17 protein-coding genes and 1 pseudogene are annotated in these 18,006 nt (G+C 70.6%); 6 read left to right on the forward strand and 12 right to left on the reverse strand.

What is annotated here, in order from left to right:
* The first annotated feature begins 27 nt into the window (after positions 1 to 27).
* Complete coding sequence (locus ACZ6R6_RS15015) at positions 28 to 582, forward strand: GNAT family N-acetyltransferase (protein ID WP_470093577.1); 555 nt, start codon at positions 28 to 30, stop codon at positions 580 to 582.
* A 44-nt stretch (positions 583 to 626) separates the two neighbouring features.
* On the opposite strand, the gene ACZ6R6_RS15020 is transcribed toward ACZ6R6_RS15015, so the two are convergent.
* Complete coding sequence (locus ACZ6R6_RS15020; protein ID WP_470093579.1) at positions 627 to 1,445, reverse strand: MOSC domain-containing protein; 819 nt, start codon at positions 1,443 to 1,445, stop codon at positions 627 to 629.
* A gap of 618 nt (positions 1,446 to 2,063) precedes the next feature.
* Between ACZ6R6_RS15020 and ACZ6R6_RS15025 the strand changes: the two are divergent.
* Positions 2,064 to 2,875 (forward strand): annotated as a pseudogene (locus ACZ6R6_RS15025) (IS5 family transposase).
* A gap of 99 nt (positions 2,876 to 2,974) precedes the next feature.
* Here the strand turns inward: ACZ6R6_RS15025 and ACZ6R6_RS15030 are convergent.
* The 5 genes from ACZ6R6_RS15030 to ACZ6R6_RS15050 all read right to left on the reverse strand — a co-directional run bounded on the left by ACZ6R6_RS15030 (position 2,975) and on the right by ACZ6R6_RS15050 (position 7,745).
* Complete coding sequence (locus ACZ6R6_RS15030) at positions 2,975 to 3,514, reverse strand: DinB family protein (RefSeq protein WP_470093581.1); 540 nt, start codon at positions 3,512 to 3,514, stop codon at positions 2,975 to 2,977.
* A gap of 475 nt (positions 3,515 to 3,989) precedes the next feature.
* Entirely contained in the window at positions 3,990 to 4,601 is a 612-nt protein-coding gene (locus ACZ6R6_RS15035; protein WP_470093583.1) for a DUF6461 domain-containing protein, read from the reverse strand.
* A 434-nt stretch (positions 4,602 to 5,035) separates the two neighbouring features.
* Positions 5,036 to 5,647, reverse strand: coding sequence for a DUF6461 domain-containing protein (locus ACZ6R6_RS15040; protein ID WP_470093585.1), 612 nt, complete (start codon positions 5,645 to 5,647; stop codon positions 5,036 to 5,038).
* Between the two features lie 255 nt (positions 5,648 to 5,902).
* Positions 5,903 to 6,367, reverse strand: a complete 465-nt coding sequence (locus tag ACZ6R6_RS15045) for an HIT family protein (protein WP_470093587.1) — start codon at positions 6,365 to 6,367, stop codon at positions 5,903 to 5,905.
* Between the two features lie 196 nt (positions 6,368 to 6,563).
* Complete coding sequence (locus tag ACZ6R6_RS15050; RefSeq protein ID WP_470093589.1) at positions 6,564 to 7,745, reverse strand: FAD-dependent oxidoreductase; 1,182 nt, start codon at positions 7,743 to 7,745, stop codon at positions 6,564 to 6,566.
* Between the two features lie 93 nt (positions 7,746 to 7,838).
* Between ACZ6R6_RS15050 and ACZ6R6_RS15055 the strand changes: the two genes are divergently transcribed.
* Positions 7,839 to 8,438 carry a TetR/AcrR family transcriptional regulator gene (locus tag ACZ6R6_RS15055; RefSeq protein WP_470093591.1) on the forward strand — a complete coding sequence of 200 codons (600 nt, stop codon included), beginning with the start codon at positions 7,839 to 7,841 and terminating at the stop codon, positions 8,436 to 8,438.
* A 23-nt stretch (positions 8,439 to 8,461) separates the two neighbouring features.
* On the opposite strand, the gene ACZ6R6_RS15060 is transcribed toward ACZ6R6_RS15055, so the two are convergent.
* From ACZ6R6_RS15060 to ACZ6R6_RS15070, 3 genes are all read right to left on the reverse strand, one after another.
* Entirely contained in the window at positions 8,462 to 9,460 is a 999-nt protein-coding gene (locus ACZ6R6_RS15060) for a TerC/Alx family metal homeostasis membrane protein (protein WP_470093593.1), read from the reverse strand.
* 625 nt (positions 9,461 to 10,085) lie between these two features.
* Complete coding sequence (locus ACZ6R6_RS15065) at positions 10,086 to 11,291, reverse strand: tetratricopeptide repeat protein (RefSeq protein WP_470093595.1); 1,206 nt, start codon at positions 11,289 to 11,291, stop codon at positions 10,086 to 10,088.
* A complete protein-coding gene (locus ACZ6R6_RS15070; RefSeq protein WP_470093597.1) occupies positions 11,285 to 12,610 on the reverse strand; it encodes an AAA family ATPase in 1,326 nt (441 codons plus the stop codon). Before ACZ6R6_RS15070 ends, ACZ6R6_RS15065 begins: the two co-directional genes overlap by 7 nt.
* A 51-nt stretch (positions 12,611 to 12,661) precedes the next feature.
* Here ACZ6R6_RS15070 and ACZ6R6_RS15075 point away from each other — a divergent pair, with 51 nt between their 5' ends.
* Positions 12,662 to 12,805, forward strand: coding sequence for a hypothetical protein (locus ACZ6R6_RS15075; protein ID WP_470093599.1), 144 nt, complete (start codon positions 12,662 to 12,664; stop codon positions 12,803 to 12,805).
* A gap of 19 nt (positions 12,806 to 12,824) precedes the next feature.
* Here the strand turns inward: ACZ6R6_RS15075 and ACZ6R6_RS15080 are convergent, their stop codons facing one another.
* Together ACZ6R6_RS15080 and ACZ6R6_RS15085 are read right to left on the reverse strand one after the other, a co-directional pair.
* The gene (locus ACZ6R6_RS15080; protein WP_470093601.1) at positions 12,825 to 13,319 is read right to left on the reverse strand and encodes a hemerythrin domain-containing protein; all 495 of its coding nucleotides are present in this window, start codon (positions 13,317 to 13,319) and stop codon (positions 12,825 to 12,827) included.
* Positions 13,316 to 14,668 (reverse strand): MFS transporter, encoded by a 1,353-nt coding sequence (locus ACZ6R6_RS15085; protein WP_470093603.1) that lies wholly within the window; start codon positions 14,666 to 14,668, stop codon positions 13,316 to 13,318. The genes ACZ6R6_RS15080 and ACZ6R6_RS15085 overlap by 4 nt, the downstream gene beginning before the upstream one ends.
* Before the next feature lie 22 nt (positions 14,669 to 14,690).
* Between ACZ6R6_RS15085 and ACZ6R6_RS15090 the strand changes: the two genes are divergently transcribed.
* Together ACZ6R6_RS15090 and ACZ6R6_RS15095 are read left to right on the forward strand one after the other, a co-directional pair.
* Complete coding sequence (locus ACZ6R6_RS15090) at positions 14,691 to 15,365, forward strand: TetR/AcrR family transcriptional regulator (protein ID WP_470093605.1); 675 nt, start codon at positions 14,691 to 14,693, stop codon at positions 15,363 to 15,365.
* 116 nt (positions 15,366 to 15,481) lie between these two features.
* Positions 15,482 to 16,420, forward strand: coding sequence for a MerR family transcriptional regulator (locus ACZ6R6_RS15095; protein WP_470093607.1), 939 nt, complete (start codon positions 15,482 to 15,484; stop codon positions 16,418 to 16,420).
* A 40-nt stretch (positions 16,421 to 16,460) separates the two neighbouring features.
* Here ACZ6R6_RS15095 and ACZ6R6_RS15100 read toward each other — a convergent pair whose 3' ends face one another.
* Entirely contained in the window at positions 16,461 to 17,762 is a 1,302-nt protein-coding gene (locus tag ACZ6R6_RS15100) for an MFS transporter (RefSeq protein ID WP_470093609.1), read from the reverse strand.
* Between the last annotated feature and the right edge of the window lie 244 nt (positions 17,763 to 18,006).

Raw genomic sequence — 18,006 nt, forward strand, 5'->3', positions numbered from 1 at the left:
GCCAGCCAGCCCAGTCGGATAGGAAGCTTGCTAAGGGGCAGCAAAGTCGGGCTCAGGGCCCGGTACGAGGACGACATCCCGATCCTGCGGGCCGGGCTCTACGACGACGTGGTCAACTCCTCGCGGGCCGAAGCCCGGCCGTGGCGGCCGATCACGCCTGGCTCGGAGGACTCGCGGCTCGTGGTGGACGACAAGGAGCAGAGTCTCGTCCCGTTCTCCGTGGTGGAGCTGGACGGCGGCACGCTGGTCGGTACCGCGACGCTGTGGGGCATCGACAACCACCATCGGTCCGCGCACATTGGGCTGGGGCTGCTGCCGCCCTCCCGCGGCATGGGCTACGGCACCGACGTGGTCGCGGTGCTATGCCACTACGGTTTCGTCGTGCGCGGCCTGCAGCGGCTGCAGATCGAGACGCTGTCGGACAATGCCGCGATGCTGCGCTCCGCCGAGCGCAACGGCTTCGTCCGCGAGGGCGTGCTGCGCTCCTCGGCCTGGGTGATGGGCGAGTTCCTGGATGAGGTGCTGCTCGGGCTCCTCGCCCAGGACTGGAAGCCGGACTCGAAGGGCTCGGCTGACGCCTGACGGTCAAGGGGGTCCGCGGAGCGGACGTTGAAGCGCCTGACCGGCTAGCCCGGCCGGACCTCGTCGCCGACTCTCAGCTCGCCGAGGTTCTTGGGCACCAGGCGGACGCCGAACCAAGTGTTGCCGTCCCAGCGGCGGTGCTTGGCCAGGGTTCTCAGGGGTTCCTTGCCGCGTTCCTGCGTGGCCGGGTCCCAGATGGTGGCGGCGCAGCGGTCGCACAGCTCCGAGACGCGGAAGTCGATCTCCCCGATGCGGACCGACGTCCAGGCGTCCTCCGCGAACGGCTCCGCGCCGTCGATGACGGCGTTGGGCCGGAAACGGGCGACGTCGAGGGGGTCCGGGGGGAGCTCCTGACGTTCCATGGCGCCTTCGGCGATCCAGTCGTCGAGGCGTCTCAGCGAACTCCGGGAGACCAGGTGGAGAGCGGCGTCCCAGGCGAAGCTGACGATCTCTCCGGGGAGGTCGCCGTGTTCCCCGGTTATGGCGCGGCGTCGCGGGTCGTCCAGCCAGATCAGGCGGGCGGGCTTGCCGAGCAGGCGGGTGAACCATTCGTGGGCGTCGGCGTGGGCGAGGACGGCTCGGTCGAAGTTGGAGAAACCCCCGGGGATCGTGTCGCCGGTGGCCGGGGGGACCTTGAGCTTGCCCATGCCTCTCGCTGACAGGCGGAGGCCGCCTTCGGGGGTTTCGACGGCCGCAACCGAGAGGAGCTGGGGGTGTTCGCCTACCCAGATCACTTCTCCCAGCGGGTCCACCACGGCCCAGCGGCGGTCGCCTTCCAGACCCCAGGGGAGGACTTGGGCGGATGGGCGGAGGATGCCTTTGGTGGACTTGATGGGGTAGGTGCGGATCTCCGCTAGTTCCATTGGGCAAGGATAGGAAAAAGCGCTCTCTTGGGGTATGGGAGCGTGTCCACGGGTGGCCGGTGCGGTGTGTCGGTTCCCCTCTGGGATGGGGATTTGGCCTGCTCCTCAATGAGGCGGCGGGGCCCGTTCGTCGGAAACCTTCGGTTGAAACGTTCATCGCGAGCTCCGCAGGACTCCGGCGGAGTAGGCTCCGAGCTTCGCCGATCCGTCACCGGTCCGCCTGTCGACGACACGTGAAAACTGACCCCTAGACGACGCGTGGCCGGGGGGGCCGGATTTCGAGCGCCGTTGACACACGATCGACTTCGTCGACCCTTGGCACGGCGGCCCCGCCCCGGGCCGACAGCCATGAGGACGGGGGAGGACCAGAACACGGGCACAAGGGGGTACTGCAAGGCGTACTGCAACAGCCCCACACAGCCGCTCACGACTACGTCCCTCGGCCACCGTCGCAAGCCAGGCCGATGCCCCGCGATCTCGCGGTGAACGGTCCTGGCAAGGATGAGGTCCCAGGTTCAAGTCCTGGTAGCCCCACCCAGTTCAGAGGCCATTTCCCAGGCCGGGAAATGGCCTTTTTGATCTTACGGGTGACTGAGACCGTGTCCTGTTTGGCGGTTGATCGTTGGGTCGGTCGTGACGACGTTTGTGGATCGGCTGGTTCCTGATGAGTTGCGGGAGCTGTTCCAGCGTGTGGTGCCGCCCTCGCCGACGCGGCCGCAGGGTGGAGGGCGGCGCCGATGACCGCCTGATCCCGGCGGTGATCGTGTACGTGGCCACCGCCGGGTGTACCTGGCGGCAGCCGCCCCCGATCTTTGGAGCCGTCTGACAGACGGCGCACCGCCGCTCCGCCGAGTGGAACGCCACCCGGGTGTGGGCCAAGCTGTACCGGATCCTGCTGGATGAGCTGGGCCCGCGTGGCGAGCTGGACTGGTCGCGCTGCGCGATCGCCCCGGTCAGCCTGCGGGCGGTCGAAGGGGGGACCTGACGGGTCCGAATCCTGTTGACCACGGTAAGAAAGGGTCGAAGATCCACCCCATCACCGAGCGAACCGGTCTGCCCATCTCTGTCGAGGTCAGTGCGGCCAATACCCATGACAGCCGGGCGCTGGAGCCGCTGGTGCAGGGCATCCCACCGATCCGCTCCCGCCGCGGGCCGCGCCGCCGGCGGCCGGGCAGGCTCCACGGCGACAAGGGGTATGACTACCCGCACCTGCAGGCATTCCTGTGCAAGCGGGACATCATCTCGCACATCGCCCGCCGGGGCATCGGATCCAGTCGGCGGTTGGGGCGTCACCGCTGGGTGGCCGAGCGGACGGTCTCCTGGCCGGCTGCCGCCGCCTCCACCGCCGCTACGAGCGCCGAGCCGACCACTTCGGCTCCTTCGTTGTGATCGCCGCAGCGCTCGTTTGCTACCGCCGCCTCACCACGTGAGCCGGCTCCGGAGCTCCGGTCCGTGCCGGGTTGCGGGATGAGCGGCCACCCTGCCAGGCGATGCCGGGGCTCGTGACGATGTGATCGCCCGCGCGGCGGTTATTCTCCGGTGAGCCCGTCTATCGCCTCCCGCAGGAGGTCGGCATGGCCGTTGTGCCGGGCGTACTCCTCGATCATGTGGCACAGGATCCATCGCAGACTCGGTGCCCGGCCGTCGGGCCAGGTGCGCCGGGCTCGACGCTCCAGGCCGCCGTCGGCCAGCGCCTCCGCAACCAGGGATCGGGAGCGGGTCACGGCATTCTGCCAGAGCGCATGCAACTGCTCAGGGGAGTCCTCGGCGGCCGAGTGCCAATCCCAATCGGGGTCGGCCTGCCAGTTCACCGTGTCCCACGGGGGTTGTCGGTCTTTCCCGTGCAGCCATCGAGAAAACCAGTCGTCCTCGACGTAGGCCAGGTGCTTGAGTAGCCCACCCAGGGTCATCGACGAGGCGCCGACGGTGGCTTTCAGACCGGTTTCGTCTAGTCCCGCGCACTTCCACGCCAGGGTCGCGCGCTGGAACTCCAAAAAGCCCAGGAGAGTGGTGGTCTCATCGGCTTCGAGGGGAGGTTCCGGGCGCCCCTGCTCGTCTAGGTGGATCATGGGTGGTGAGTCTAGGCGTTGAAGCGGCCAGCGGCACCGTCAGGTGACCAGTGGCCTCGTCAGGGGATTCGTCAGCCTCACCACTGCGCTGATTTGTTACCACCGACCCACCAGATGAGACGCCCCCTACGTGAGTGACCAAGCCCTTTGACCTCACCGGAAAAGATCAAGTTCATTGCTTCGGCCCCTTCCAGCACCCCCGGGCCGAGCTGTCGGGCCCAGCGGCGCCCTGGTCTACGCCGCCGACCTCCTGCACTACCGGCCGTTGGCGACGTCGTCCGGCGTCGAGCTGCGCGTGCACGCCACCACGCTCTACAACTCCCTGCTCACCGGTGACGACCACATGATCGCCAATACGCACGTGTACGGCGTGAACGCCTACGGCGCAGTGGTCCGCCACCTGCGCCGTACGCGAGAGGAAGTGCTTTTCGACACCTACGCCAGCTTTGGGGCAGAGCCGTTCACGCAATCATGGTCAATCACTGTCGATCGCGGCACCCAGAAACGTCATGTCCAGCACGTCCCTGGAGAAGCTGATGCCAGTGATGATGCCCGCCAGGGCGAACGCGCCTGCGATGTGATCCTCGGGTACGGGGTCCTCGAACGTACGTCGGCCGAGCCCGACGACACGCATCTGGTCCGCCCACCGATCGGGATCACTGCCTGAGCGGAGATGCGGCACCAAGGGCTCGAAGCGCGTGATCACATTGCCGTCGATCGCATGGATGAAGTCGTCCGAGGCGTAGTCGTGCCGGTTGACTGAGACAACTTCGGTTCCATGCGAAACGCGGCTCAGCACCCCGGATCCGGCGGCGATTCTCCACCCGGAGGGCTCGATCAGCACGGTCCAGCCGTCCACTCTTACGGCTCCGACATAACCCGCGTCGCCGCCGTCGGATTCCTCCAAGCGCTCGTCTGCGTACTCGTCCAGTTCTTCGAAGGTCATCTCCTCGATCGTGTCGGTGTCCACGCCCAATCGAGTAAGCACCTCCTGAGGAGAGAGGCTTCGGACGAAGGACACGCCATAGATCCGGCCCAACGGGCCAAGGCTGGAGAGCCAGCCGAAGTTTCTACGGATGTCCGACATCGTGACTCCCTTGATCAGTTGCGGGCCATCGTGGCAGTCACCTCTGACAGAGCGGTTACCTTTCAAGAAGCCTCGGCGGTAGGTCAGAAGGCGATGAGCGGGTGACCAGTTGGGTGACAACCGCCCTGGTCTTCACCGATCCGTGGTGCAGCCCCTTGCCGGCACGGACGAGCTGACGCAGGACGTTGACGTGTCCCTACTATCAATTCAAGATCGACTGGTTGTCGACGGCTCAGAAACGCCCCGTGACCCCTCCAGGGCGCCCTGTTCCACCACGGTGAGCATTCCCATCGTGGCCGACGGCCGTCGAGCTGAACCGGCACGCGACCGAGGAAATCCTCGAGGTCGCGAGCCTGCTCACCGGGCGCAGGTCACCTCAGGCCGCTGTCCTGAGGGCTGCTCTTGCGGCGGTGGACCGCATGGACCAGGGGTGATCATTCTTTGTCGGCCATCGCGACCAGGAATTTCTTGGTGAGCACGTCCTTGGAGAAGGTGACTCCAGTGATCTTCTTCGCCAGGGCGAACGCGCCGGCGATGGGACGACCGGGCATCGGCTCGTCATGAGTGCGGCGCCCCAGGCCGACCTCGTCCATCGCGGCCTCCCACCGCTCGGAGTCAGCGCCATCCCGGTATTGGGGTGCCAAGGGCTCAAAGCGCAGCATCACATCACGGTCGGCCGCATAGACGAAGAGGTCCGAGGCGTAGTCGTGCCGGTTGATCGACACGACTTCGGTGCCGTTCGAGACGCGGCCCAGCACGCCGTCGTCGACGGCAACCCGCCAGCCCCAGAGCTCGACGAGCACGGCCCAGCCGTCGAGCTGCACGGCGCCGACGTAACCGGGGCCGTCGCCGTCCGAGCTCAGCACTTCCTCGTTCACGAGCTCATCGAGCTCGTCGAAGGTCATCTCTTCGAAGGTGTTCTCGTCCACGCCGAGGCGGATGAGCGCCTCGCGAGGCGAGAGGCCCTTGACGAAGGACACGCAGAAGATGTCATCCAACGGTCCGCGACCTGAGAGCCATTGGAACTCCTCGCAGGGCTCTGTCATCACCGCTCCTTGGATCGTGTGAGTGCTGGCATGATCGCAGGCGTCACCGACGCGGGCGGCCGTCGGGTGATCGCGTTTCCGTCACTTGGCATGTGCGAGAACGGCCGCGGCTGCTCTTCCTCGCCGCCAGAGGGGTGGCCGTCGGTCTCCGCGATTACCGTCCGCCTCCGCGATTACCGTCGGTCTCCGCGATTACCGTCGGTCTCCGCGATTACCGTCGGTCTCCGCAATCAGGCGAGCGCCCCCGGATCGCAATCAGGCGAGCGTCTCCCGGATCAGCGCCGCGTCTTGGTCGAGAAGCTCACGCGAGCGCTCCTTCCAGTCAGCGGTGACCACAACGCCGTCCCCCGGATAACGCGGCACCACGTGCAGGTGGAGATGGAAGACCTCCTGTCCGGCGGCTTCCCCGTCGGCCAGTGACAGCCACACTCCGTCACAGCGGAGCCCCGACGCCCGCAACGCGACCGACACACGCCGTGCCGCCCGCCAGATCGCCGCGCCGACCGCGTCATCGGCGTCCGCCAGCCCCGCTACGTGCACGCGCGGGATCACCAGTACATGGCCGGCCGTGGCCGGGGCGCGGTCCAAGATGGCCACCACGCTGTCATCGGCGTAGACGACACTGGCTTCGGCGCGCCCTGCGACGATCTCGCAGAAGATGCAATGCCCATACGGATCATGGTCTCGGCCGCACCAGGTCTCCGCACCCGGATTTCTCACGACCGCCTACCTGGAACGACGTGTCCGCCGGCCAGGGCCGCTTGCGAACGTGCGCGAGTCGCGCCCCGCCGGTGAGCCGCGATCGCCTGATCGGCCGTGACCGTCGCGTGCTGATGTAGGCGGTGACCGGCAGTTCTCACGTACGTGCGAGTCTCACGTACGTGCGAGGGATTGAAGCCGGCGCCCAGCCGGCGGCTCAGCTCTCCCGGACCGCCGCCTCCGCCGGGGTGGGGAGCGTTCCGAGGTCGTGGGAGTAGAGCCAGCCGGTGGCCCTCTCGTAGAAGTGCCGGAAGAAGATCGGCATGATCAGGTCGTTGAGACGGCGGCCGATCGGTCCGGCGGTCTTGGCGTCTCGGTTGTCGCCGGCGGCCTTGACCATCTTGGCGACGCGCGCGCGCCGCCTCCGGGCGTACGTCTCCAGTCCGGCCGGGACCGTCGTGGTGCCGGCAAGCGCCTGTGCGAGCACCAGCGCGTCCTCGATCGACATGGACGCGCCCTGCCCGGCGCCGACCGGGTGCCCGGCGTCGCCCACGAGTGCGATGCGGTCGTTGTGCCACACCGGAACCTCGGCGAGCGTGTGCATGAGCGTCGGCCGGTGGAGGGCCGTCGTCGCGCTGAGGATGGCCTGCGGTAGCTCCTCGGAGCGGTAGAGCCCGCTCAGCCGCTCCAGCCGTTCCGCGTCCCCGGTGCCGGTCGGCGCCGGCTGTTCGGGCGCGGCGACCTGCGCTGACCACCACAGGGAGCCGTCGGGGGTGGGTATATAGATGAAAGCGCCGTTTCGGGCGAAGACCATGTTGAACGTGCCCTGCTCGACCTCGATGCCCGTGGCGACGCCCGAGACGCTGTAAAGCCCCGCGTAGGCCGGCGTCGGGGCGGACGGGGCGAGGACTCCGCGGGTCGTGGACCAGATGCCGTCGGCGCCGATCAGCAGGTCGGCCGCCGCGACGCGCCCGCTCGCGAACTCGGCCCGTACACCGTCAGGGGCGCTGACCGCGTCGACCAGCCGCTCACCGGTGACGATCCGGGCGCCCGAGCGCAGGGCCGCCGCGCGGAGCGCCGCCACGAGGTCTCCGCGCATCAGTGTCACGCTGTTCAGCGTGTCGCCGGTGAGCCGGCCCCGGGGCACATCGCCCAGCAGTTTCCCGGAGCCGGCCCACATGCGCTGCCGCGGGATCTCGAAGCCGGCCCGCTGGACCTCTTCCAGGCAGCCGAGCCCGTCGAGCGCGCGCAGTCCGTTGGTGGCCAGGCTCAGGAAGGAGCCGACCTGTCCGGCGGGGTCCTCATACGCCTCGTACACCGTGACCTCGGCGCCGATCCGCCGCAGCGCGATCGCGCTCGCGGCCCCCGCGACTCCCGCGCCGATGACAATCACCTTCATGCATTCTCCCTGAATCAAGTTTCACTGAATGTGTATTCGGCGAACGCGGGTTCAGTATGATGTGGCCCGTCAATGGACGTCAAGGGAGTTCCAGTGGGAGTTCGGAAAGCGCGGGCGGCCGAGACCGAGGCGGCGCTCAAGGAAGCGGCCCGGCGGCTGTTCGTGGAGGACGGCTATCTCAACACCAAGATCACGGACATCACCCGGGCGGCGGGCCGGGCCACCGGGTCGTTCTACGACCACTTCGCGAGCAAGGAAGAACTGCTCAAGAGCCTGCTGGCCGACCTCGAAGCGGACTCGGACGCCGAGATCGAGCCGCATCCGCGCGACCACGACCTCACCGATCGAGCTCAGCTCCGCTGGCACGTCGCGATCATCTGGAAGCTGTTCCGCGAGCATCTGCCGGTCGTGGTGGCGATGTATCAGTCATCCGCGGCCGAGAAACCGGGATCCGGCCACGCCTGGCAGAACCTCACGGCCGAGACCGAGACCCTCCGGGAGCACCTGGAGTTCCTGCGGGAGAGGGGGCATGCGCTGCCGGGCGATCCCACGCTGGTGGCGGCCGCGATGGGTGCGATGCTGTCGATGCTCGGCTACGCCGTGCTCACCGCGGGAGAGCACGCCCCGGCCTTCACCGACGACCAGATCATCGACACGCTCACCGAACTCCTCCTCAACGGCCTGACCGGCTGATCAGGAGGTTGTGCGGGGCGGCGTCACGGGACGGGCTCCGCGTCGCGGTGATTGGCGTAGACGCTGGTCAGCGTGACGGTGACCAGGACCGCGATGATGACTCCGAGCGAGAGCAGGATCGGGATCTCCGGAACCCACGGCCACAGGCCGTGTGCCCAGTGCAGGACCAGCTTGATCCCGATGAAGGCCAGGATGACGCCGAGCCCGTGGTTGAGGTGCCGCAGCTTCGCCAGGACGCCCAAGAGCACGAAGTAGAGCGCCCGCAGGCCCAGCAGGGCGAAGGCGTTGGTGGCGAAGACGAGGAAGGGATCCTCGGTCACGCCGTACACCGCCGGTACCGAGTCGACGGCGAAGACGATGTCGGTGGCGAAGACGGCCACGATGGCCAGCGCCAGCGGGGTGAGGGCGCGGCGGCCGCCCTCGCGGACCACCAGGCGGGAGCCGCGGTAGTCGTCGGTGACCGGCATGAAGCGCCGCAACAGCCGGACCGTGCGCATGGAGGAGATGTCGACCGCCTGCTCCTCGCCGCTCAGCGCGTCCTTGAGGATCTTCCCGGCGGTGACGATCAACACGCCGCCGAACAGCAGGAACGCCCATGTGCCGCTCTGCAGAACGGCCGCCCCGAGCGCGATGAAGATCGCGCGCAGGACCAGTGCCCCGATGATGCCGTACAGCAGGACCCGTTGGGCCAGCGCGGCCGGGACCGCGAAGGCCGACAGCAACAGCATGAACACGAACAGGTTGTCCACCGACAGCGATTTCTCCACCACGTAGCCGGTGAAGAACTCCACCGCCTGGGTGGATCCGAACGCCGTCCAGACATAGACGCCGAAGAGCACAGGAAGCGTGAGGTAGAAGACCGACCAGATCACCGCCTCGCGCATCCGCACCTCGTGCGGGCGCCGGGTCAGCAGGAAGTCCAGGGCCAGCAGCACTACCAGGGCGGCGACCGTGATCGTCCACAGTTTCAGCGAACCGATCGTTTCGATATCAGCCGTCGGCATACCTGCCTCGATGAACATGGAACCTCCTCGAACGCGCTTGGCCGTTCGAGGTCTCCTTCACCCATACCGGATGGGCGGCCGCCCGGGGACGCTGTGAGCGTCCGTACTGACCGGGTCGACGCTTGGGAAGTACTCCCCTCGCCATCCCAGGGTAGGTCAACCCGGGGCGTATCGTCTCCCCCCTCCGACCGGCGGTCGACATTTGACCAGGACCCGACCTGCGCCGATAGTGGAATCAACGCGGAGGGGAGTACCCGCCGCCCGACACCCCGACCGTCATCACGGCCCCTGAGCACAGGCGGGCCCGGCGGGGTGGCCCCTCGTCAGACGTGGGGTGTGGGGAGACCTTCGTCCTCGTGGCCACCTGTGCGTGGCAAGGCCGAAGGAGGGCTCCATGTCGGTCACGCTGCTTCTCGAAACGCTGCTGGGCGTTCTGCTGACGGTCTCCGCGGTCGTCACCGTCGCCGTCCTGTGGCCGGGGTCGCCACGGCGCCGGCCGCCGGCCCCCGTTCAGTCGCCTCCTCCGTGCCGTCCTTTGATGACCGCCGCACGGCGCCGGGGCATCGCTCAGCGCGGACGCCGCCACCGGGGCTGAGGGCGCTCGCACCGCCCGGTCCGCCGCTCCGGCACGGTCGGGCGTGTCTCACCCCGTCGCGCGGCGGACGGCGGTCGCCACCCAGATCGTGGCCAGCGCGGCGTAGGCACTCAGCAGCGCGACGGTGACCCCCGTCCCGGCGGTGGCCGGCAACGCCGCCATGACCAGCGACGTGACGATGGCGAGGGTCAGCAGGGCCGCCCAGCCGTACAGCGCGGACCGTCCGCGCCGGGAGCCGGTGTGCGCCGCCTCCTGGACGGGGGTGACCAGCGCCATCACCGCGGCGCCGGCCGTGCCCACCGCCTCCAGCCCGGACGCCGCGCCTGACGCCAGCAGCAGCGCGCCCGCCACCGGCAGCACGCAGCAGAGCACCGCCACGCGCGCCTGCGCGCCCTCCAGCAGCAGCCGGGTGGCCCGGCCGCGGTGCAGGCGCAGCGTCGCCCACGACTCGGCGACCCACGCCGCCCAGTGCAGCACCGCGATGAGGACGAACACCGCGATGAGCGGCGGCGCCATGGGCAGCAGCAGCGCCATGCGCCGGCCGCCGCGGAACCTGCCGCGCAGGCGGGTCAGCATGCGGTAGAGGGGGTTGCGGCGTTTGAGCGCCAGGACGAGCAGGTCCCTGGCGTGGTCGAAGGAGGGGTCGAGCCGCAGCACTTCGCGGAAGGCCTCCGCCGCCGGCCTGGGGTCGCCGAAGGCCAGCTCCGCGCGGCCGTACACCAGGTGCGCGGTGGCGCTCTCCGGGTCCAGGCGTACGGCCAGCGCCGCGGCCGGCCTGGCCTCCGCCGCGTCGCCGAGCATGACCAGGGCCAGCGCCAGGAGGCTCGCCAGGTCGGAGTCCTGCGGATCGAGGCGCAGCCCCTGACGTGCCGCCTGCGCGGCCTCGGCCCACTGCTCGCTCTGCACGCGCACCCGGGCCAGCAGCTCCCAGGTGTTGGCGTGCTCGGGGGCCAGCGCCAGCGAGGCATCGATGGCCGGCAGCGCCCGGTCGGGCCGGTGGGCGCGGTAGTACACCTGCCCGGCCGTGTAGTGCGTGAACCAGAAGTCCGGCGCCAGCCGTACCGCCTCATCGGCCTCGGCGGCGGCCTCGGCCACCTCGCCCTGCTCGATCAGGGCGACGGCGAGCAGGGCGTGTGCGGTGGGGTGCTGCGGGTCGTCGGTGATCGCGCCGCGCAGCTCCCGCGCCGCCTCCACCGGGCGGCGCAGGCCGAGCAGGCTGTGGGCGCGTTCGAGCGCGGCCTGGACTGTCACCACTTGCGCTTGATCCACGGCATCAGCTCGTCCCAGGCGCCGGACTCGTTGGCGTGCAGCACGTAGTTGCGGGCGGTGGCCAGCCACTCGCGTACCGCGGTGGGCTTGACCTGCTGAGCCACCGCCAGCAGGTCGGGCGTCGACAGCGGGATAGGGCGGCCGGCGCTGATCGACTGCTGGAGCTTGGTCTCCACCGCGCGGTCGACCAGGCCCTTCAGGTCGGCGCCGGTGAAGTGGTCGGTGATCTTCGCCACCGCGTCGTAGTCCATCTCGGCCAGCGGCTTGTCGCGGCACAGGATGCGCAGGATGGCGGCGCGCGCGGCCGCGTCCGGCGGCGGCACGAACACGAGCTGGTCGAAGCGGCCGGGCCGGCGGAAGGCAACGTCGACGTACCAGGGCGCGTTCGTGGCCGCCAGCACCAGCACCCCCTCGTTGGCGCTGTCGTCCACGCCGTCGAGCTCGGCCAGGAACTGGTTGACCAACTGCCGGCTGTGCGCCTGGCGCATGTCGGAGCGGCGGGCGGCCAGCGCGTCGACCTCGTCGAAGAACAACACGCACGGCCGGTTGCGGCGGGCCATCTCGAACACCGCGCGCAGGTTGCGCTCGCTGGAGCCGATGTACATGTCCAGGACGTCGGCCAGCCCGACGTTGACGAACGCCGCGCCGAGCTCACCGGCCGCCGCTCTGGCCAGGTGGGTCTTACCCGCGCCCGGCGGGCCGTAGAGCAGCACCCCGCCGCCGGCCCGCTTGCCGAACGCGGCGAACAGCTCCGGCTGCTGGACGGGCAGCAGCAGCTTGATCCGCAGTGCCTCCTTGACCGCCTCCATGCCCGCCACGTCGGCGAAGGTGAAGCGGGAGCGCTCGACCTCCGCGCTGGTCTCCGGAGGGAGGTTCGGCGGGGCCACCACGGGCTGCGGCGGCGGCGCCGCCAGCCGGGCGGCCAGGTCGGGGTCGGCGACGGAGGGATCGCGGGAGACCGCCTCGTGGTAGCGGTAGGCGGCACCGGCCATGTCGCCCTCACCCAGCAGCGCCCTGGCCGCGATCACGCCCATGCGCGGCGGGTAACCGGGCGTCGCCAGGTGTGACTCCAGGACCGACAGCGCGGTGCCGTACGAGCTCTGGCGGGTGAACGCCTCCGCCAGTCCGGTCGTGATGTCCGGGTCCCGGGGTGCCAGCATGAGCGCGGCGCGATACTCCGCCTCCGCCTCGCCGAGGTAGCCCTTGGCGAGGAGCTGGTCGGCCAGATGCCGCCGCAGGGGGAGGTTGTCCGGAGAAAAGCGCGCCGCCTCGCGGAGCGCCTGCAGGCCGGCATCGTCGAGCACGGAGCTACATCCCTTCTGTCCGACTTCAGGGCGTCAAACTACCAGCCGCGGATGCCGGACCTTGATCCTCCACATACCCCGGGCAACGGCCCGGGGGGCGGTCAAGCGATCTCCCGCTCCGGGGCGATGCGGCTGCCCGGCCTGCCGGTCGCCTTCTCCGGCGCGGCCGTGCCCGCGCCGGTCGGCGTGCGGTGAACGCCGGCAGGCGGCTGGATCAGAGATCTTCCGGAACGTCGGTCATCTGGTTGAGCAGCGGGACGAGCTGCTCCTCCTCGTAGTCCAGATGGGCCTCCACCGCCTGGGTGAGCTGGTCGAGCTCGGCCTCGATCATGGCCGGGTCGCCGGTGTCCACCAGAGCGCGGATCCTGGCCAGCAGCCGCCCCACGGTCTGGTGCTCCTCGCGCAGCCGTGCCAGGACGTCGGCCAGCTCGGGGTGCGTGCCGCCCAGGTGGGGGAAGAGCACGTCGTCCTCCCCGGTGTGGTGCGCGTGCAGGGCCTCGCAGAACGTCAGGCAGTGCTCCCGCAGGCTCGGCCCCAGGCTGGGGGCCGACCTGGATGTACGGCGCAGTTCCGCGAGGTCGCGGCGGAAGCCGTCGTGCAGCTTCACCAGCTCCTCGCCCCACGCGATGAGCCGTCCGCCGTCTCCCCGGACCGCGCCGTCCTCCCGGGCCGTGGCGTGCTCCCGGTTCATGCCGTCTCCCTGGCTCATGCCGTCTCCTTCGTCAGGGCGATGTCCGGGACCCGGGCCAGAGCGCCGTGTACGTAGCTGGAAGCCGCCGAGATCGTGGCGGCGACCGCCGAGGCGCCGAAGCTCCACCCCGCCCCGGCGCTGGAGATCACGGCTGCGGTCACCACCCCCGCCAGGCTGCTGCCGAAAACTCTGACCAGCGCGTTCACGCCGCCGGCCGCCGCGGTCTTGGCGGGTTCGACGTGTTCGACGGCCATCGTGCCGAGTGCGGCGTACCCGAGTCCGACACCCACCCCCAGTACGGCCGCCGCGCCGTACAGGTCGGACGAGGTGCCGTGCGAGACGCTCAGCCAGAGCGAGGCTGCGGCCACCAGTAAAGACCCGCTGCCGACCAGCGACGACGTCGTGAACCGGCGCATCAGCCGGCCGGCCAGCAGTGAGATCACCAGCATCAGCGCGGCCGTCGGCAGCAGGTACAGGCCCACCTGGAGCACCGAGGCGCCCAGCGATCCCTGTGCCACGGACGACAGCGTGGTGATCGCGGCGAACAGCGCGAACCCGAGCAGCAGCGACGCCACCGTCGCGCCGACCGTCCCCCGGTGCAGGAGCATCGGGATCTCGATCAGTGGAGTGGCGGTACGGCGGGCCGACAGCACCCAGATGACGGCCACCACGACGGCCGCCGCCAGCAGTCCGAGGGTGTTCGGCGAGGTCCAGCCCCAGGCCGCGCCCTTGTTGACGGCGAGCAGCAGGCAGACCAGCCAGGTGGCCACGAGCGCCGCGCCCGCCAGGTCGGGACGGCCGCCGGGCGTGGCGTGGGCGGGCTCGCGGACGAGGACGGCGACCAGTGCGAAGCTCGCCGCGCCGAGCCCGGCAAGGATCCAGAACAGCGCCTGGTAGCCGCCTCCGACCAGCCCGGCGAGGATCATGCCGCCGCCGCTGCCGACCCCCATCATGGCGCTCAGCACGCCGATGGCCGTGGGGAGCCGGTCGCGGGGTACGGCCTGCCTGGCGATGCCCATGGCCAGCGGCAGCAGGGGCGCGGCCATGCCCTGCAGCACCCGGCCCGCGATGATCAGGGGGAGCGTGGTGGCGACGGCGCTGAGCAGCGCTCCGGCCACCAGCAGGCCGAGCGCGGCGAGCGCGACGGGACGTCTGCCGTACAGGTCGCCCAGGCGCGACAGCAGTGGGATGGCGACGGCGCCCGACAGCAGTGCGGCGGTGAGGGTCCAGGACACGAGGGGCAGCGGCGCGTGGAGCTGCCGTTGCAGCACCGGCAGCATCGGCACGACCGCCGTCATCTGGAGGGTGCCGACGGCCACGGCGAAGGCGAGCACGCCGACGGCCGTCCACGGTGACTTTTTATACATGTATAGAAAGTAGCATGGCAGGATGCCGGCGCGTACGGGACGACCTCCCAAGATCTCCAGAGCGGACATCGTGTCCGCGGCCCACCGCATCATCGACGCGGAGGGCACGCAGGGCCTGACCATGCGCCGGCTGGCCCGTGAGGTGGGCGCCACGCCGATGGCCCTGTACCACCACGTGCATGACAAGGACGAACTGCTCCATCTGCTCCTCGACGAGTACGCCGCCGGCCTGCCCAGGCCCGAGCTGCCCGGTGACTCCCCGGCCGAGCGCGTCGTGGCCGCCGCCACGGCCATGCACGGCGCGCTCGTCGGCTGCCCGTGGATCGTCGAGGTGCTGAAAGCCGACGACCTGATGTCCGTCCGCGCGCTGTGGTACCCGGAAACGATCATCGACGCGGCCGTGCACGCCGGGCTGTCCCCGGAGGCGGCCGTGGACGCCTACCGGATCATCTGGCACTACACGGCGGGCGAGATCACGGCGCGGGCGGCCGCGGCGCGCCGGCGCGAGGAGGACAGGCCGACCTACCGCAGCCAGGTGTTCGCCACCCTCGACGCCGCGGAGCTACCGCGCCTGGCGGTGCTGGGCGAGCGCTGGGAGGAGCTGACCGCCCGCGACACCTACGACAAGGGCGTGCGCGCGATCGTGGACGGCCTGCTGCGCCCCCACGCCGCGCCCACGGTGAGTGAAGGCGCCTGAGCGCAGGCTCGCGGGGCCGTCAGGCCCGTGGACGATGTGGAGGTGCGGAGCGGCCCGCCCCTCCGGTGGGCCGACGGGCTTGAGTCTCCAGTAAGGGGAGACGCGAGAGTGGGGGCATGGACGGCGACACGCTCTACTCGATCGGTGACCTGGCCCGGCGGACCGGGCTGACGGTCAAGGCCATCCGGTTCTACTCCGACCGGGGGATCGTGCCGCCGGCCGACCGCAGCCCGGCCGGCTACCGCCGCTACGGCATCGACGCCGTCGCACGCCTGGACCTCGTGCGGACGCTGCGCGAACTGGGCCTGGACCTTCCCACGATCCGGAAGGTCGTGGACCGGGAGATCTCGCTTCCCGAGGTCGCCGCGGCGCACGCCGAGGCACTGGCGGTGCAGATCCGGACGCTGCGCCTGCGGCGCGCGGTGCTGACGGTGGTGGCCAGGCGCGGGTCCACCTCTGAGGAGATCGATCTCATGCACAAGCTGGCCAAGCTCTCCGAGGACGAGCGCCGACGTCTGATCGGCGACTTCCTCGACACCGCCTTCGGCGGCCTGGACGCCGCCCCCGAGTTCACCGGGATCAGGCGCTCGATGACCCCCGAACTGCCCGACGACCCCGAGGCCGGTCAGGTCGAGGCGTGGGTGGAACTGGCCGAACTGTCCCAGGACCCGGATTTCCGCGCCGGTGTGCGCCGCATGGTCGAGCACCACGCGGCCGAGCGCGCCCAGGGCGACACCACGGTCCTGCGCCGCGACTCCGCCGCGATGGTCCGTGACCAGGTCGGCCCGGCCCTGGCGGCCGGCATCGACCCGGCCTCGCCCCAGGCCGATCCGGTGGTCGCGGCGGTCACGGCTCAATACGCGCACGTCTTCGGCCGCCCTGACGACGCCGACCTCCGGCGCCGGCTGCTGGCCCGGCTGGAGAGCGCGAACGACCCTCGCCGGGAGCTGTACCTCCGGCTGCTCGCAGTGGTCAACGGCTGGCCCGCCCCGGAGAGCCTGACACCGGCGCTCGACTGGTTCATCCAGGCCCTGCGTGCCCGGATACCGGGGTAGCGGGCCGGCCGCGACCCGGCGCCGCCTGACCGGCCGGCGGTCAGGAGGGAAACCTCTGATCGGTTGAGGATCTGAACGACATGCGGTGGTAGGCGGACAGGGCGAACGCGCCGAGAACGCAGGCGGCGGCCACGACGCCCATCACCGCGGCGTAGCCGACGATCTGCGCCATCACCGCGGCGGTCAGCGGGGCGACGGCTTTGGCCACGGTGACGGGCAGGGCCAGAGCACCGCTGACGCTCGCGTAGGCGGCGGTGCCGTACCGGTCGGCCAGCAGCGCGGGACGGGCGATGGTCGCCACGCCGAACCCGAGACCGAACAGGACCACCGCGGTGACCGCCCCGGGCACGCTGCGCCCGACCAGCGGCAGGAGCGCCGCGGCCGCGCCCTGCAGGACGAAGATCGCCGCGGTGACCAGCGAGACCGGCCAGCGGCTCTGCAGGCCGGTGCTGACCAGGCGCCCGGTGACCGACAGCACCCCCAGCAGCCCGGCCACGCTCGCGGCGAAGACCGGCGGGTGACCGAGAACGGTCAGATAGGTCACCAGCAGCACCCCCAGCACGGCGACGGCTCCGGTGTGCGCGAGGAAGGCCGCGACCAGCAGCCAGAACGGCCGCTCGCCCAGGGCACTCCGGACGGCCGCCTGCCGACGGGCGCCCGCGGGCTCCGTCCCGGCGCCCGCGGGCTCCGTCCCGGCGCCCGCGGGCTCCGCCTCGGTGGCGGTACGGCTGCGCGGCACCAGGGCGTGCAGTGGCACCGCGAGCAGCGCGTAGCCGAGGGCGAGGATCACCAGGGCGGTGCGCCAGCCGTAGCGCTGGACCAGCAGGCCGGTGAGCGGCAGGAAGATCGTGGAGGCGAAACCCGCGACGATGGTCAGCGCCAGCAGCGCGTTCGAGCGCCGCCTGGCGTCGGAGCAGGCCACGATCACCGCGAAGGCCGCCTCGTACAGCACCGCCGCGGAGGCGATCCCGATGACAGTGAAGACCAGATAGAGCTGGAGAAGGGTGGTCACCTGCGACCAGCCCAGCACCGCCAGCGCGCCGAGCGCCGATCCGGCCGTCATGAGGCCGCGGCCGCCGTGGCCGTCCAGCCACCGGCCGACCAGCGGGGCGGCCAGGCCCGAGACCAGCACCGCCGTGGTGAGCGCCCCGGCGACGGAGGCGGTCCCGGCGCGCAGGTCGCGGCCCATCGGGGTGATGAAGACCGAGAAGGCGTAGTAGAGCACGCCGTAGCCGGCGGTCTGGGTCACCGCCAGCGCGGCGACGACGCGCCACCCGTGCCCGGGACGCGATCGGCCGCCGTCCCCAGTCGCGGGGACGGCGGCCCCGGAGGGGGCGCTCATCCCAGGTCACCATGGCAGGGGACCGGCTCGCGGCGGCCCTCCGGCGATCCGTGGCGGCAGCCGGGACGCGGCGGTTCCTTCCGGGCCGTGGTGGGACATCCCTCCGCCATGGGAGCTTCCTTCCGGTCGGTACGGCCCAGCCGCAGCAGCCGCCCCGCCGTCGACGGTCACCGGCGGCGACGTGGCGGGCAGCCCGCCGCCGACGCCGGTGACCGGTCCGATCCGCTGCTCCTGGGCCTCGGTC

The sequence above is a fragment of the Streptosporangium sp. NPDC048886 genome (assembly GCF_055586905.1).

Coding starts and splice junctions, on each gene's coding strand:
- ACZ6R6_RS15020 (WP_470093579.1), bottom strand. CDS start 1,445: ATGGAACTAGCGGAGATCCGCACCTACCCCATCAAGTCCACCAAAGGC.
- ACZ6R6_RS15030 (WP_470093581.1), bottom strand. CDS start 3,514: ATGATCCACCTAGACGAGCAGGGGCGCCCGGAACCTCCCCTCGAAGCC.
- ACZ6R6_RS15035 (WP_470093583.1), bottom strand. CDS start 4,601: ATGTCGGACATCCGTAGAAACTTCGGCTGGCTCTCCAGCCTTGGCCCG.
- ACZ6R6_RS15040 (WP_470093585.1), bottom strand. CDS start 5,647: ATGACAGAGCCCTGCGAGGAGTTCCAATGGCTCTCAGGTCGCGGACCG.
- ACZ6R6_RS15050 (WP_470093589.1), bottom strand. CDS start 7,745: ATGAAGGTGATTGTCATCGGCGCGGGAGTCGCGGGGGCCGCGAGCGCG.
- ACZ6R6_RS15060 (WP_470093593.1), bottom strand. CDS start 9,460: ATGTTCATCGAGGCAGGTATGCCGACGGCTGATATCGAAACGATCGGT.
- ACZ6R6_RS15075 (WP_470093599.1), top strand. CDS start 12,662: ATGCCGGACCTTGATCCTCCACATACCCCGGGCAACGGCCCGGGGGGC.
- ACZ6R6_RS15080 (WP_470093601.1), bottom strand. CDS start 13,319: ATGAGCCAGGGAGACGGCATGAACCGGGAGCACGCCACGGCCCGGGAG.
- ACZ6R6_RS15085 (WP_470093603.1), bottom strand. CDS start 14,668: ATGTATAAAAAGTCACCGTGGACGGCCGTCGGCGTGCTCGCCTTCGCC.
- ACZ6R6_RS15090 (WP_470093605.1), top strand. CDS start 14,691: ATGCCGGCGCGTACGGGACGACCTCCCAAGATCTCCAGAGCGGACATC.
- ACZ6R6_RS15095 (WP_470093607.1), top strand. CDS start 15,482: ATGGACGGCGACACGCTCTACTCGATCGGTGACCTGGCCCGGCGGACC.
- ACZ6R6_RS15100 (WP_470093609.1), bottom strand. CDS start 17,762: ATGAGCGCCCCCTCCGGGGCCGCCGTCCCCGCGACTGGGGACGGCGGC.